The 14,801-nt window shown below is 64.6% G+C and carries 9 protein-coding genes; 2 read left to right on the forward strand and 7 right to left on the reverse strand.

Going from position 1 to position 14,801, the window contains the following annotated elements; all coding sequences use genetic code 11:
* Positions 1-193: 193 nt before the first annotated feature.
* From HU750_RS25630 to HU750_RS25655, 6 genes are read right to left on the reverse strand one after another with little or no spacing between them, the layout of a single operon-like run.
* Positions 194-1,933, reverse strand: coding sequence for an ABC transporter substrate-binding protein (locus HU750_RS25630; RefSeq protein WP_027593958.1), 1,740 nt, complete (start codon positions 1,931-1,933; stop codon positions 194-196).
* Between the two features lie 37 nt (positions 1,934-1,970).
* Positions 1,971-2,243 (reverse strand): DUF2160 domain-containing protein, encoded by a 273-nt coding sequence (locus HU750_RS25635; protein ID WP_186683108.1) that lies wholly within the window; start codon positions 2,241-2,243, stop codon positions 1,971-1,973.
* A gap of 12 nt (positions 2,244-2,255) precedes the next feature.
* Positions 2,256-3,056, reverse strand: a complete 801-nt coding sequence (locus HU750_RS25640) for a carbohydrate ABC transporter permease (protein WP_027593960.1) — start codon at positions 3,054-3,056, stop codon at positions 2,256-2,258.
* 3 nt (positions 3,057-3,059) lie between these two features.
* Positions 3,060-3,923, reverse strand: a complete 864-nt coding sequence (locus tag HU750_RS25645) for a carbohydrate ABC transporter permease (RefSeq protein ID WP_099453466.1) — start codon at positions 3,921-3,923, stop codon at positions 3,060-3,062.
* The gene (locus HU750_RS25650) at positions 3,920-5,017 is read right to left on the reverse strand and encodes an ABC transporter ATP-binding protein (protein ID WP_186683110.1); all 1,098 of its coding nucleotides are present in this window, start codon (positions 5,015-5,017) and stop codon (positions 3,920-3,922) included. Before HU750_RS25650 ends, HU750_RS25645 begins: the two co-directional genes overlap by 4 nt.
* The gene (locus HU750_RS25655; protein ID WP_186683112.1) at positions 5,017-6,111 is read right to left on the reverse strand and encodes an ABC transporter ATP-binding protein; all 1,095 of its coding nucleotides are present in this window, start codon (positions 6,109-6,111) and stop codon (positions 5,017-5,019) included. Before HU750_RS25655 ends, HU750_RS25650 begins: the two co-directional genes overlap by 1 nt.
* 223 nt (positions 6,112-6,334) lie before the next feature.
* On the opposite strand from HU750_RS25655, the gene HU750_RS25660 reads away from it, so the two are divergent.
* Positions 6,335-8,122: a sigma-54-dependent Fis family transcriptional regulator gene (locus HU750_RS25660; RefSeq protein ID WP_186683114.1), complete on the forward strand. Its 1,788-nt coding sequence runs from the start codon at positions 6,335-6,337 to the stop codon at positions 8,120-8,122.
* Between the two features lie 75 nt (positions 8,123-8,197).
* Positions 8,198-13,024 (forward strand): dermonecrotic toxin domain-containing protein, encoded by a 4,827-nt coding sequence (locus HU750_RS25665; protein ID WP_186683116.1) that lies wholly within the window; start codon positions 8,198-8,200, stop codon positions 13,022-13,024.
* Positions 13,025-13,094: 70 nt separating this feature from the next.
* Here HU750_RS25665 and HU750_RS25670 read toward each other — a convergent pair whose 3' ends face one another.
* The gene (locus tag HU750_RS25670; RefSeq protein ID WP_186683118.1) at positions 13,095-14,789 is read right to left on the reverse strand and encodes a putative bifunctional diguanylate cyclase/phosphodiesterase; all 1,695 of its coding nucleotides are present in this window, start codon (positions 14,787-14,789) and stop codon (positions 13,095-13,097) included.
* Positions 14,790-14,801: the final 12 nt, after the last annotated feature.

Below are 14,801 nucleotides of genomic sequence, written 5' to 3' on the forward strand. Positions count from 1 at the left end.
TGGCTGCCATCAAGGTAGGCTGCAATCGCCTTGAGCTTGAACTGCTCGGTGTACTTGCCCATAGATCCCCCAAGGGTTGGATTGGTGTCCAACTTCTTGGGGGCAGTCCAAGTTCGGCACCTGGCTTCAAGACAGCGATGAACCTGTGGGAGCGGGCTTGCCCCGCGAAAAGGCCAACGCGGTCATCAGCCGATTACTTGCGCGCTGCCTCCCACGACTTCAGCAACTCGGTGTAGCTCACCGTCTCGCCCTTGGGCTTCTCGTTGGCCAGCTTCGGCTTCGGCGCACCCGGCTGGTCATACCAGTACTGGGCATCCTTTTCTGGATTGAGCTTCGGTGCACAGGTCGCCTGTGCGTTGGAACGCTGCAGCCGTTCCATCATGCGGTCCTGATCGCGGGCCAGGCCATCCAGCGCCTCCTGCGGGGTCTTTTCGCCACTGGCCACTTCGGCAATATGGCTCCACCACAACTGCGCCAGCCGCGGGTAATCGGGCACGTTGGTGCCGGTGGGCGTCCATTGCACCCGCGCCGGGCTGCGGTAGAACTCCACCAACCCACCCAGCTTGGGCGCCAGGTCCGTCATGGCCTGGGAGTTGATGTCCGACTCACGAATCGGCGTCAGGCCGACGATGGTCTTTTTCAGCGACACGGTCTTGGAAGTTACGAACTGCGCATACAACCAGGCGGCCAGGCGTTGCTTCTCCGGGGTGGATTTGAAGAAGGTCCACGACCCCGTGTCCTGATAGCCCAACTTCATCCCCTCCTCCCAATACGGCCCTTTCGGCGACGGCGCCATGCGCCACTTCGGCGTGCCGTCGGCATTGACCACCGGCAAGCCGGGTTTGGTCATGTCGGCGGTAAAAGCCGTGTACCAGAAGATCTGCTGGGCAATGTTGCCTTGGGCCGGCACCGGGCCCGCCTCAGAGAAGGTCATGCCCTGGGCTTCCTTGGGCGCGTAGGCACGCATCCAGTCCACGTACTTCTGCGTCGCATAGACCGCCGCGGGGCCGTTTGTGTCACCGCCTCGGGTAACGCTCGAGCCCACCGGGTGGCAGTCCTCGACGCGAATCCCCCACTCGTCCACTGGCAAACCATTGGGCAGGCCTTTGTCGCCACCACCGGCCATCGAGAACCAGGCATCGGTGAAGCGCCACCCCAGCGAGGGGTCTTTCTTGCCGTAGTCCATGTGGCCGTACACGCGCTTGCCGTCGATTTCCTTGACGTCTTCGGTGAAGAACTGGGCGATGTCCTCGTAGGCTGACCAGTTCACCGGCACGCCCAGTTCATAGCCGTACTTTTCCTTGAACTTGGCTTTTAGCTCAGGCCGCTCGAACCAGTCGGCACGGAACCAGTAAAGGTTGGCGAACTGCTGGTCAGGCAGTTGGTAGACCTTGCCATCCGGCGCGGTGGTGAAGGAGATGCCGATGAAGTCTTTCAAGTCCAGCGTCGGCGACGTGTAGGCCTTGCCCTCGTTGGCCATCAGGTCGGTGATCGACTCGACCTTGCCATAACGAAAGTGCGTGCCGATCAGGTCCGAATCGTTGACCCAGCCGTCATAAATGTTCTTGTCCGACTGCATCTGTGTCTGCAGCTTCTCCACCACGTCGCCTTCCTGCAGCAGGTCGTGGGTCAGCTGGATGCCGGTGATCTCGCTGAATGCCTTGGCCAGCACCTTGGACTCGTATTCATGGGTGGTGATGGTTTCCGACACCACGTTGATCTTCATCCCACGAAACGGTTCGGCAGCCTTGATGAACCACTTGAGTTCGGCCAACTGCTGTTCAGGGGTCAGGGTCGACGGTTTGAACTCACTGCCGATCCACTTGTTCGCCGCGTCTTCGTACTGGTCGGCCCACGCCATCCCGTGCACGCTGGCCAGCACCAGCAACGCGGCCAGGGTCAAATGTCGCCGTTTGTGATTGTTGTGGAACATTGTGATCTCCCGATTGAGTTATTCCCGGAGCCGTCGCTCAGCCCCAGCGCAACACCACCACGAGCCAGCCCAGCGACAGCAGCGAGGCCACCCACAAAGGCCAGTCGCTGATCCCGACTACCAGCAAGTGCAGGTAGGCGCTGGCCAGCAGGCCGATGAACAACCGGTCGCCACGGCTGGTGACGATCGGCAGGAAGCCGCGCCGCTCCACGCAGGGGCGGCGCAGTTCAAGCAGGGTCATGCACAACAGCAGCACGCCGACGGCCGCGAAGAACAGCGCCGTGGGCAAGGTCCAGGCCATCCATTCCATGTGCTCCCCTCCTCACACTCGGCCGAGGGCAAAGCCCTTGGCGACATGGTTGCGGACAAACCAAATCACCAGCATGCCGGGCAGGATGGTCAACACCCCGGCCGCCGCCAGCACGCCCCAGTCGATCCCCGAAGCGGACACGGTTCGGGTCATCACCGCTGCGATAGGTTTGGCGTTCACCGAAGTCAGGGTGCGCGCCAGCAGCAGTTCGACCCAGGAAAACATGAAGCAGAAAAACGCCGTCACACCGATGCCGGAGCCGATCAGCGGGATGAAGATCTTCACGAAGAAGCGCGGGAAGCTGTACCCGTCGATGTAGGCCGTTTCGTCGATCTCTTTCGGCACCCCCGACATGAAGCCTTCAAGAATCCACACCGCCAGCGGCACGTTGAACAGGCAGTGGGCCAGCGCCACGGCAATGTGCGTGTCGAACAGGCCAATCGAGGAATACAGCTGGAAAAACGGCAGCAGGAACACCGCCGGCGGTGCCATGCGGTTGGTCAGCAACCAGAAAAACAGATGACGGTCGCCGAGGAAGCGATAGCGCGAGAAGGCATAGGCCGCCGGCAACGCCACCGCCAGCGAAATGACTGTGTTCAGGCACACGTAGTACAGGGAGTTGATATAGCCGCTGTACCAGCTCGCATCGGTAAAGATCACCCGGTAGTTGTCCAGCGTGAATGCCTGCGGCCACAGGGTCAGGCCGCCAAGGATTTCGGTGTTGCTCTTGAACGACATGTTCAGCAGCCAGTAGATCGGCACCAGCAGGAAGAAGAAGTACAGCAACAGTGGCACTGCTTTGCGCGCGCTCATGGCCTAGTCCTTGTCGGCGTGCGTCATGGCGGTATAGAACAGCCACGACACCAGCAGGATGATCAGGAAGTACACCAGCGAAAACGCCGCGGCCGGCCCCAGGTCGAACTGCCCTACCGCCATGCGCGTGAGGGTCTGGCTGAGGAAGGTGGTGGCGTTGCCGGGCCCGCCACCGGTCAGCACGAACGGCTCGGTGTAGATCATGAAGCTGTCCATGAAACGCAGCATCACTGCAATCAGCAGCACGTTCTTCAGCTTTGGCAGCTGGATATGGCGGAACACTGCCCAGGCCGAAGCCCGGTCGATGCGGGCAGCCTGGTAATAGACATCCGGTATGGCGCGCAGGCCCGAATAACACAGCAGCGCCACCAGCGACGTCCAGTGCCAGACGTCCATCACCAGCACCGTGAGCCAAGCATCGAACGGGTCGCCGGCATAGTTGTAGTTGACCCCAAGCTTGGCCAGCGTGGCACCGAGCAGGCCGATGTCGGCGCGGCCGAAGATTTGCCAGATGGTGCCGACCACGTTCCAGGGAATGAGCAGCGGAATAGCCATCACGATCAGGCAGACCGAGGCCATGCGCCCCTTGGTCGGCATTGTCAGGGCGATGGCGATGCCCAGTGGAATTTCGATCAACAGCACGCAACCGGAATAGATGAACTGGCGCAGCAAGGCATCGTGCAAGGCCGGGTCGCGCAACACCTGGCGGTACCAGTCGGCACCGACGAAATAGCGGTTGGACTGGTCGAAGATGTCCTGCACCGAATAGTTGACCACGGTCATCATCGGCACCACGGCGCTGAACGCCACCAGCACGAACACCGGCAGTACCAGCCACCACGCCTTGTTGTTGCGCACCTTGTTCATGGTCCGGCCTCCAGCAGTACATCGTCGACATACAGCATCAGCCACTGGCTCGGCAGGGTGACCCAGGCCTGCCCCGCCGGCAGCGGGCGATCCTCGCCCAGGCGCGCCTTGAGCGTGGCGCTGCCGAGCTGGAAGGTGACGATGCGGTAGGTGCCCAGGTCTTCGATATCCAGCACCTGCACGGCAAACGCGTTGTCGAGCGGGCCGTCCCAAAGCTGCACGAACTCCGGCCGGATGCCCACTTGCAGGCGCCCGCCGGCGGTTGCCGCCATGCGTTCGCGCAGGCCCTCGGGCAGCGTCAGGTGCAAGCCATCAAAGCTGACGCCATCGGCCTCGGCACGCACGTCGATGAAGTTCATGCCGGGGCTGCCAATGAAGTAGCCGACAAAGGTGTGCCGCGGGCGCTCGAACAACTCGCGCGGGGTGCCGAACTGGACGATGCGCCCGCCGTGCATCACCGCGATCTTGTCAGCGAAGGTCGAAGCCTCCAACTGGTCGTGGGTGACGTAGATCATGGTGATGTTGAACTGCTCATGGATCTGTTTGAGCTTGCGCCGCAGCTTCCACTTCAGGTGCGGGTCGATCACCGTCAACGGCTCGTCGAAGAGGATCGCAGACACGTCATCGCGCACCAGGCCACGGCCCATCGAAACCTTCTGCTTCTCGTCGGCGCTGAGGTTGCGCGCCTTCTTTTTCAGCACAGCGGACAGGTCGAGTACCTCGGCGATCTCTTCGACCCGGGCACGCACCCTGCCCTCGTCCACGCCCTGGTTTCGCAGGGGGAAGGCCAGGTTGTCGAACACCGTCATGGTGTCGTACACCACCGGAAACTGAAACACCTGGGCGATGTTGCGCGCCTGCGGCGACAGCGCGTTCACGGGCTTGCCGTCGAACAGCACGTCGCCATGGGAGGGCGTAAGCAGCCCCGAAATGATATTGAGCAAGGTCGACTTGCCGCACCCGGAAGGCCCGAGCAAGGCATAGGCGCCGCCTTGCTCCCACACATGCTCCAGCGCGTGCAGGGCGTAGTCCGCCTCCGAGGTCGGTTGACGGCTGTAACTGTGCGCCAGCTGGCGCAGGCGGATCTCGGCCATCAGCGACTCCTCGCCTGACGCACGCCTGGAGCCTGCACCAAGGCTCCGGCAGCGTCGAAGACAAACAGCTTGTGCGTGGGGATGAACACGCGGATCGGGGTGTCCACCTGGTACTCGTGCACACCCGGCAGGTGCAGGGTCATCCGCCAGTGTTCATTGCGCACGTGGAGGAAGGTTTCCGAGCCACTGATCTCGGCCAGCTCCACCAGCACCGCCAGCTCCAGGTCATCATCATGGGTCGGCACCAGGGTGATGTGGCTGGGCCGCACGCCAAAGCGGTAGTCGCCATCGCCCAGGCGCTGCAGGTCGGCATTGCGGGCAAAGTGTACCGCCTGCGCCAGGCTCACCTCGTTGCCGGCGATGCGCCCAGGCACCAGGTTGATCGGCGGCTCGGAAAACAGCTCGGCGGCCAGCACGCTGCTGGGTTGCTGATAGACCGCAGCGGTCGGGCCGCTCTGCACGATGCGCCCCTCATGCAGGATCGTCGTGGTGCCGCCCAGCGCCAGCGCTTCGTTGGGTTCGGTGGTGGCGTACACGGCAATGCAATTACGCGCCGCAAACAACGCCCGCAGCTCTTGGCGCAGGCCTTCGCGCAGCTTGTAATCGAGGTTGACCAAGGGCTCATCGAACAGGATCAGCGAGGCGTCCTTGACCAGCGCCCGGGCCATCGCCGTGCGTTGCTGCTGGCCGCCGGACAGCTCCAGCGGCAACCGCTGCAGGTAGGCTTCGATGCGCAGCATCTCGGCGGTTTCCTGCACCCGCCGGCGAATTTCCGCTTCGGCCAGGCGCGCCTGGCGCAGCGGGGAGGCGATGTTTTCGTACACGCTCAAGGTCGGGTAGTTGATGAACTGCTGATACACCATCGATACGTTACGCAGGCGCACCGGCACCCCGGTGACATCGTTGCCGTCCAGCAGCACACGGCCTAGGTCCGGGCGGTCGAGCCCGGCCATCAGGCGCATCAGGCTGGTCTTGCCGGCCAGGGTGCGGCCGAGCAAAACGTTGAACGAACCCGGCTCGAAACGCAGGGACGCATCGACGATGCAGGCCTGGTTATCGACACTGCGGCTGACCTGCTCCAGCACCAAGGACATGGCGTGGCCTTTTTAGGATTGTTGTCCGCTGGGCAGAGCGAGTTTCGTGCCAGCCCGGCCTGAACGCTCTGCCGCGCGCCTTCACCGCGCAAGGTCAGCCATGGCCTGTTCACAGCTGAACACATTCGCTGCACAACTGAACACGCGAAGGTTTGACAATGAACAACGGTGGACAACACTGAACAGCGGTCGGCTGATAACAACAATCACACAGGACAGGCCCATGGCCGCATCCGCTTCGCCGCATGCCCAACTGATCCAGGCATCCTGGGCGCGTTGTCGCGACCACGGCCTGCAACCGCAAAGCCCACCCGATTTCGATTGCCTGCCGCCGGCCGAACTGAGCGCCCTGCTGGAGCGCCGCCAGGCCCTGCTGCGCCTGACACGCGATGAGGTGCTGCCGCAGTACGCACACCTGCTGGGCAACGCCAGCTACCTGGTGATGCTGGCCGACGCCGGTGGCTGCCTGCTCGACAGCTGGGGTTCGCGGCGCTTCGTCGACCCGCGCCAGCGCCACGGCTTCAGTGCCGGCGCGCACTGGCACGAGCGCGGTGTGGGCACCAACGCACTCGGCACGGCGCTGGTCTGCGCCGAGGCAATTCATGTGGGCCAGGATGAACACTTCCTGCGCCAGAACCGCTACCTGTGCAGCGCTGCGGCGCCGGTGTTCGATGGCGAACGGCAGCTGGTCGGCGCGCTCGATGTGGCCAGCGACGGGTACTTGCCTGCCAGCCAGACGCTCGGCCTGGTACGGATGATGGGCCAGAGCCTGGAGAACCGTTTGATACTGGCGCAGCATGCCGACCACCACGCCCAACTGCTGTTCAACAGCGCCTCCGACAACCTCGACAGCCCCTGGGCGGGCTTGTTGGTGTTCGATGAGCGCGGCCAGGTCATTGCGGCCAATCACCGGGCCGACAGCCTGCTCGGCGACAACCCGCTGCGGCAAAACCTCGAGCAACTGTTCCAAGTCCCGTTGCAGCAGTTGCTAGCCCAGCCGCCGCAACAACCCTTCGCCTTGCAGGCCGCCGGGCGCCACCGCTTCCACTGCCAGTGGCAAGCGCCGCGCCACAGCCCCAAGCGCCCGGCCCCTGGCCCTGTCGACCCACGTATGGACAACGCCCTGGCCCAGGCCAGCCTGTTACTGGAAAAAGACATTCCGGTGTTGATCCAGGGCGAAACCGGGGTTGGCAAGGAAGTCTTCGTCGAGGCCCTGCACCGCGCCAGCCGCCGCGCCGGGCAGCCGCTGATTGCAGTCAACTGCGCGGCGATCCCCGCCGAGCTGGTCGAGTCGGAGCTGTTCGGCTATGACAAAGGGGCCTTTACCGGCGCCCACCACAAGGGCAACCCCGGGCTGATCCGCAAGGCCGACCACGGCATCTTGTTTCTCGACGAAATCGGCGACATGCCGCTGCCGACCCAAGCCCGGCTGCTGCGTGTGCTGCAATCGCGCAGCATCCAGCCATTGGGCAGCGGTGAGCCGGTGACCGTGGACATCCGCGTGGTTTCGGCCAGCAACCGCGACCTGGCCGAAGCCGTGCGCAACGGGCAGTTTCGCGAGGACCTCTACTACCGCGTGGCCGGGTTGACCCTGGTGTTGCCCGCCTTGCGCGAACGCAGTGATCGGCGCGCGCTGATTGAGCAGGTGCACGCCCGGCACCTCGCCCCCGGGCAACCCCGGCAACTGCCCCCGCACATACTCGACCTGCTGTTGCACCACCCCTGGCCAGGTAACCTGCGCCAGCTCAACAGCGTAGTGCAGGTGGCGCTGGCCCTCGCTGGCAGCCAGCCCATCGGCACCGAACACTTTTCAGCGTGTTTCCTTGCCCAGGCTGGCACACCTCGCGCTTGCCCGCCACCCGCCCCTGCCACGGACCTGGCCAACCTGCTGCACAGCTGTGGCGGCAATATCTCATCGCTGGCACGCCTGCTCGGCATCAGCCGCACCACCCTGTACAAACGCTTGCGTGAACAGGGGCTCGAACCCGCCCACCTGCAGGGTGGGCGCTGAAGGTGCTATCAGCATACTGAAGCCGGGCTAATGCGGGTCATTACCCTCGCTGCTCCAACCTGTCAGGAGCAGCCCATGAGCCACTTGCACCCCCATCACGTAGGCCTGATTCAACAGCGCCTGCCCGGCTGGCTTCGCCAGACTTCCCCGCATCAGCGCGAGGCCCTGAAAACCCACTTGCTGCACAGCCACCGCGCCACACGCGCACTGCAGAAGGCCCTTGCCCCGCTGCAATCGGTAGAGGCGTTCTGCCGACCGTTGTTGAAGGACGCACTCGCTCACTGGTACCCCGGCGTGTCGCTGCCCCCACTCGATACCACCGTGTTGACCGAGCGCACCACGGGCCATCTGCGCAGTCGGTCCTGGCTGGAAGCCGCCCTGCAGAACCTGCAAGCGGACACGCCGGTACGCCTCTATGCCAATCAGGATGCGCCTGAACTGGAACAGCTCGACACCGTGCGATTCGTGAAAGGCGTACGGCGCCTCGACCTTGGCCAGCGCTACCTGGACCACCTGCGCGAGCACGTCGACACCGCTGATTTTCGCGCGTTGCTGCGTGAGCAGGACCGCGCCGCCTTCGCGGCCGAATTGTTATCAGCGCAGCTGCAAGGGCACATCGACAGCCGCGGCGAAGCCTTGGGCGAGGCCGCGCTTGCTGGCGCGCGCGAGGTACAGACGCTCGGCGGGGCGAGACGCCTGCAATGTGGCTACCTGAGCCTGCTCGGTTTCCCGCTGAGTGGCGCCCTGCTGCTGCGACTCGAGCCACACGGGCAGACCGAACCGTGCCTGCTTTACCTGCCCGGGGACACCCAAGGCGCCCTGCACCAGTACTCGTCCTTGCAGGCCGTCGGCACAGCACTCACGAAGCGGCTATGGGAGGAGCCTTTTCGTGTGTATTTCAAACGCTTTGTCAGCCACGCGCAGCAACCCGCCTTCGCCGCCCGCTTGCGGCACATACTCTACCCGCGCTACCCCTACGCAGCGCTGTACCCGACCCCGCCTACACTGGAGAAAGGTGAGTCATTCAACTGGATCAACCGGCTGTTCCCCTCGCCCCACGACCTGTGGCAAGAAACCCTGGATAAGAACGCCCGCCTACCACTGGACTTCACGCCGTGGCCCGGCGAATGCTTCACCGCCAGGGCCAGCAACCAGGTGCAAACCACCTTGGCAGATGCCGTGACACTGGCTGTGCCCACGGCGCAGTTCGACGCGGCGGCGCAAACTGCCCGGCTGCTCGGTTGGCTGGGTGTGGGGCTGACTGTACTGAATGTGGCCAGCTTCTTCGTGCCTGCCTTGGGCGAGGTGATGCTAGTGGTCGGCGGGGCGCAAATCGTGGGCGAGTTCCTCGAAGGCGTCCATGCGCTGAACGAAGGCGAAACCGAGGCCGCCATCAGCCATCTGTTCGGTGTGCTCAACAGCCTGCTGCAGGTTGCGGCACTGGGTGCCGTGCACAGCGCGGTCCAGCTGGCAGGCCCCCTTGAAAACTGGACACGCCTCCCCGGCAGAACAGGCCAGCGCCTGTGGCACGGCGACCTGCGCCCCTTCACCCGCGAGGCGCCCTGGCCGCCAGGCACCCCTGGAGCGGATGGCTTGCACCACTGGCAGGGCCAACCGTGGATCAACCTGGAGGGCAAGGCCATGCCGCTGGAAAAAGCCCCCGACAGTCGCTGGCAGCTGGCACACGCGAAAGGCCATCAACGCGCCCCTCGCCTGCTCGGCAATGGCCAGGTGCCGTGGTTGCTGGAGCACGAACAGCCCTTGGCGTGGGACGCGGCCAAACTGGTGCGGCGCATCGCCAACAGCGGCCCAGCGGTGAGTGATGAAACCCTGCTGCGCGCACTGCACTGCAGTGGTTTCAGCGAAGCAGCCGTGCGCCGCGTGGTGGTCGATCAGGAAGCCGCCCCCGCCCTGCTGCTCGACTGTTTGCAAGCACTGGGCGCCACCGATACCCCCTCGGCAGCCAGCACTGACGCCGCCACCTTGCTGCTTGGCCGGGACTTCCCGTCCCTTAGCCGCAGAGCCAAGGCCGAGATCCTTGCCAACACCCGTACCAAGGATTTGGCCCTTGGCCAACGAAGGGGCCGATTGCCGCTCTCGGTAGCCGAAACAGCCCGTGCCTACCAGCACGAAGCCCGTCTGGACCGTGCGCTGCTGCGCTTCTATCAGCACAGCGGCCCGGTGCAGGACCGTGATGCCCTGGCCGTGGGTTTTCTGCGACGGCTAGCGGGTTGGACGGGCGAGGTGTACCTCGAATTGCGAGAGGGCAACCTGCAAGGCCCACGACTGCAGGGCACTGACGCCCAGGGACGAGACGGCAAAACCGTGGTGCGCGATGATCGGGGCTACCAACCCTACGACGAACACGGCCAACCGCTGGCCGGCCACACGACGCTCTACCAGGCCATTCTCAACGCCCTGCCTGACAGCGAGCGCATCGCCCTTGGCTTGCAGATACATGACCCGCTGCCCTTGCGTGACGCCCTGTTCGAACAGGCCGCCGGCAACCGCACGTACGCCGCCAAGCAATTAGGTATGGCGCCTGTGCGCACCCTGTATCGGCGGCCCACACGGCTCGCGCCGGGCGGCCGTGTCGGCTACCCCCTCAGCGGCCGTGGCCGGGGCTGGCTGAATGACGACGAGCTGTTCGACACGCTGTACCCCAGCCGCCACCCCGGTGACCGCGAGTGGCTGCGCCAGCGCTTGCGCCTGGAGGCCGGTGAAAGCCCAGGCGCCTTCACCCGGCTGCTCGAACAGTTGCGCGAAGAGTACCAGCGCCTGAACACCACACTGGATGGCTGGGTAAATGACACAGAAGGCCTGGCGATGGACACCCTCGAACAACGCACCGCTGCGCGGACGGAGGCCGCACGGCGCATACGCCAGGCCTGGCGCAGGGAAGGCGTGGAGGCCGATCAGCTGGAACTGGCACTGGAAGCCCAGGACCTGGGCGCCTTGCCGACCTTACCCACGCGCCTGGAGCACGTCCGGTGGCTGACGGTCGTCGACTCACCCCATGGCGAAGCGATCAACCTCGATGGCTTCCTGCAGGCCTTCCCTGGCGTGCGTAACCTGGACCTGGCCAGCAACAGGCTGCGTTTGCTGCCCGGCGCCCTGGCCCAGATGGCGGAACTGGAAACCCTGGACCTGCAGTGCAACGTCGTGGCTTTGCAGGAGGCACACAATATCGATCTACTGACGCGCCTGCCCCGCCTGCAGCGGCTCAACCTCTCTGGCGGCCTGGAGAGCCTGCCGGTCGCCGCTCTGCAGCGGCTCGGCCAGTTGCAGCACCTGTACGCGCTGAGGGCCGACTTGAACAGGCTCGCACTGCAAACCGAACACTTCGAGGCGTTGCAAGGCTGGCCCGCGCTGGCCGAATTGAGCCTGGGCTCGTGCGAAATCACCCTCACCGCAGAAAGCCGCGCGGCGCTGGGCCGCCTCAACCAGCTGCACTCGCTGCGCCTAGGGGAAAACCCACTGCAGTTGGCACCCGACGTGACCGGCTGGCAGCACCTGCAAACCCTAGACCTCGACCGCGCCGGTATCACCCAATGGCCCGAAGGCCTGCCAGGCTTGATGAATCAACGCCCACTCGTGCTGCGCTCGCTCGACCTCAGTGGCAACCGGTTGGTCGATGCACCCGAATTGCACGACACGGCGTTCGCTGAAGCGATACGTAGCGGGGATGAAGGCACCTATTACGACTTCGACGACAACCCCTTCAGTGAGCAGGCTCAACGCAGCCTGTTCGGCGCAGGGCTGACGGCCATCCCGGACATAGAAGCCCTGGAGGACGAGGCCTGGGTGATCGAATTGCCCCCCGAGCTTGAGGCACACCGCGAGGCCAATGCCGAAGACGCTGAGTGGGCGCCCGTGTACCGCCTGACCGAACGCATGGCGCAAACGCCGGAGTACCTGGCTAACCCGGTGCGCACGCGTGAGCGCATCGTGCATGTACTGCGCACGCTCACCCGCGAAGACGTCGGTGACGCGGGCTGGGGCCTCGCCGAACTGCGTGAGCAAGTACTCACCGAGATCAACGACGCAGCCGAGGCCTGCGTGGACCAGGCCAGCCTGCTGTTCCAGCGGGTCGAAACGCAGGTGTCGGTGTGGCGTAGCGTGGCTGCCGCACACCCCGGCGCCACCGACGAAGCGGTCGCTGTGTCCGTCGCCACTGGCCTGGCCCGCCAGGGCCGCCTGGATGAACGCATAGGCGCCCTGTACAACGCTCGCCGGGCACGCCGGCAGGCCTTGAGCGATGCGCAAAACGACAGCGAACGCCAGGCCGCACCAGCCCTGGTGGCGGAAGACGATTTGAGCGATGCACACCTGAGCGACCCACAAACACCGCCCGACGAAATTGAAATCGCCCTGGTCGCACGCATCGCCCTGCGCGAACGCCTGGGCCTGCCCGAACAACCTGGGCAGATCGCCTTTGGCTACCTGGCGCAACTGAGCGAGGCCACCCTGCAACGCCTGGCCCTGGCAGTCGAAACTGAGGCGGATGCTGCCTTCCTGGCACGCTGGACGAGTGAGCAACCCTTCTGGCGCGCCTGGGTTCGGCGGCTACGGCCTGAGCCATTCGAAACGCTCGCACGTGACTGGGAGGCTGCTTCGGAGTACTACACCGAGTTGAGTGAACCCACCACCGCGCCCGGTGCCTACCGCGGGCCCGCTGTTCCGTTGGCGTTCATCACCGCGCTGGAGCGCGAGACCCACACCGTACCGGGGCTGGCATGGCGGGTGGAGGGCACCTTGCAGCGCATCGACCTGGTGTCGGGGCGCTACAGTGGCGAAGACGAGCTTTACGCGCTGGCTGGCCGCCTGCTGCTCAGCACCCGCCAGCAGGCGCGAGACCAGCTCTACCGGCAGTTGACCCAGGCTCTGTTCCAGGCCGCCTGACGTACAGCGGGTGGCAGGCCCCCTGCAGGGCGTGTCGCCCGCAGCCGATTCGGCTGCAAGCGCTTGGACTTCAGCCTTTAACGCTGCGCCATTGCTCAGGCTGCCGATACCCCTGCGCCCAGGCCAGCACTTCACTCGCCGGCATCGGCCTGGCGATGAAATACCCCTGCGCCAGCTCGCAACCCAGTGCCATCAGCACCCGCCCATGCTCGACACTCTCCAGGCCTTCGGCAACCACCTCGCGGCCAAACGCACGCGCCAGCCCGATCACCGCCCCGGTCAGGGCCAGGTCATCCTGGTCATGGAGAATGTCGCGCACGAACGATTTGTCAATCTTGATGGTCTGGGTCGGCAAGCGCTTGAGGTAGCTCAGCGACGAATAGCCGGTGCCGAAATCGTCCAGCGAAAAGCGCACGCCCAAGGCCCGGCAGGCATCCAGGCACCGGCTGACATGCTGCAGGTTGTCGATGGCCACCGACTCGACGATTTCCAAGTCCAGCCGGGCCGGGTCAACCCCGGGGTGCTCCGCCAGCAACTGTTCCAGGCGTTCGACGAAATCACTGCGCTGCAAATGCCGCGCAGCAATGTTGACACTCACCGACCACGGCTGCCCCTGCCCTTGCCAGGTCTGCAACTGGCTCAGCGCCTGGTGGATCACCCATTCGCCAATTTCGATGATCAGGTCGGTCTGTTCCACCAACGGCAGGAACTCGCCCGGCGGCACCAGGCCACGGCCCGGCCGTTGCCAGCGCAGCAACGCCTCGAAACCCAGCACCTCACCGCTGCGCAGGTTGACCTTGGGCTGGTAGTAAAGGCACAGCTCGCGATTGCGCAGTGCCCGACGCACCCGTGTCACAGTCTGGTGGGTGGCCTTGAGTTCCTGCTCCTGGGACACATCGAACACGTGGTAACGGTTGCGCCCACGCTGCTTGGCCACATACATGGCCTGGTCGGCGTGACGCACCAGGGTATCGGCGTCCTCATCGTCGAGCGGGTACAGCGTGACGCCAATACTGGCGCTCAACGAGAGGGTGTGCTCGCGCACCACATAGGTGGCCGCCAGCGCCCGCAGCACCCGGCACAGGGCCGCATGCAACTGGCGGTCGTCGCTGACATTGCGCAGGATCAGCACAAACTCGTCACCCGACAACCGGGCCACGGCATCCCCCCCGCGCAAGATGCCCTTCAAGCGCTGCGCCACTTCGACCAGCAACAGGTCGCCAGTGGCATGCCCGTAGCCATCGTTGACCGCCTTGAAGCCATCCAGGTCGAGCATGCACACCGCCAGCGGGATGTCTTCACGGCGCGAGAACGCCAGTGCCTGATTGAGCAGGTCGGACAGGTAGGCGCGGTTGGGCAGCCCGGTCAGCACATCGTGCCCCACCCGCCATTGCAAGGTGTGCAGCAATTGGCGCTTCTCGGTGACGTCGAAGCGGATCGACACATACTTGCGCACCTTGCCGGTCAGCGGGTCGACCAGCGGCACCATGGTGCTGTCGACCCAGTACAACGAACCGTCCTTGGCGCGGTTGCAGATCTCGCCCTTCCACACCTTGCCCGCCGTTAGCGCCCGCCACATGCCGAGGAAGAATTCCGGCTCGTGCAGGCCGGAATTCAGAATGCGGTGGTTGGCGCCCAGCAGTTCGTCGCGGCTGTAACCGGAGATGCTGCAGAACTGCTGGTTGACGTAAGTGATGCAGCCACGCAGGTCGGTTTCGGAAAAGATCGCGGCCGCGTCCACGGCCGCGCGATAGTTATCGTCCATAAGCATCCTGCC

Source organism: Pseudomonas sp. SWRI50 (assembly GCF_014269095.1).
In the GTDB taxonomy this organism is placed as follows: Bacteria; Pseudomonadota; Gammaproteobacteria; order Pseudomonadales; family Pseudomonadaceae; genus Aquipseudomonas; species Aquipseudomonas kermanshahensis.

Bases quoted from the DNA above. Each gene is read 5' to 3' on its own strand.
- HU750_RS25630 (WP_027593958.1), bottom strand. From the start codon at position 1,933: ATGTTCCACAACAATCACAAACGGCGACATTTGACCCTGGCCGCGTTG.
- HU750_RS25640 (WP_027593960.1), bottom strand. From the start codon at position 3,056: ATGAGCGCGCGCAAAGCAGTGCCACTGTTGCTGTACTTCTTCTTCCTG.
- HU750_RS25635 (WP_186683108.1), bottom strand. From the start codon at position 2,243: ATGGAATGGATGGCCTGGACCTTGCCCACGGCGCTGTTCTTCGCGGCC.
- HU750_RS25670 (WP_186683118.1), bottom strand. From the start codon at position 14,789: ATGGACGATAACTATCGCGCGGCCGTGGACGCGGCCGCGATCTTTTCC.
- HU750_RS25665 (WP_186683116.1), top strand. From the start codon at position 8,198: ATGAGCCACTTGCACCCCCATCACGTAGGCCTGATTCAACAGCGCCTG.
- HU750_RS25655 (WP_186683112.1), bottom strand. From the start codon at position 6,111: ATGTCCTTGGTGCTGGAGCAGGTCAGCCGCAGTGTCGATAACCAGGCC.
- HU750_RS25650 (WP_186683110.1), bottom strand. From the start codon at position 5,017: ATGGCCGAGATCCGCCTGCGCCAGCTGGCGCACAGTTACAGCCGTCAA.
- HU750_RS25645 (WP_099453466.1), bottom strand. From the start codon at position 3,923: ATGAACAAGGTGCGCAACAACAAGGCGTGGTGGCTGGTACTGCCGGTG.
- HU750_RS25660 (WP_186683114.1), top strand. From the start codon at position 6,335: ATGGCCGCATCCGCTTCGCCGCATGCCCAACTGATCCAGGCATCCTGG.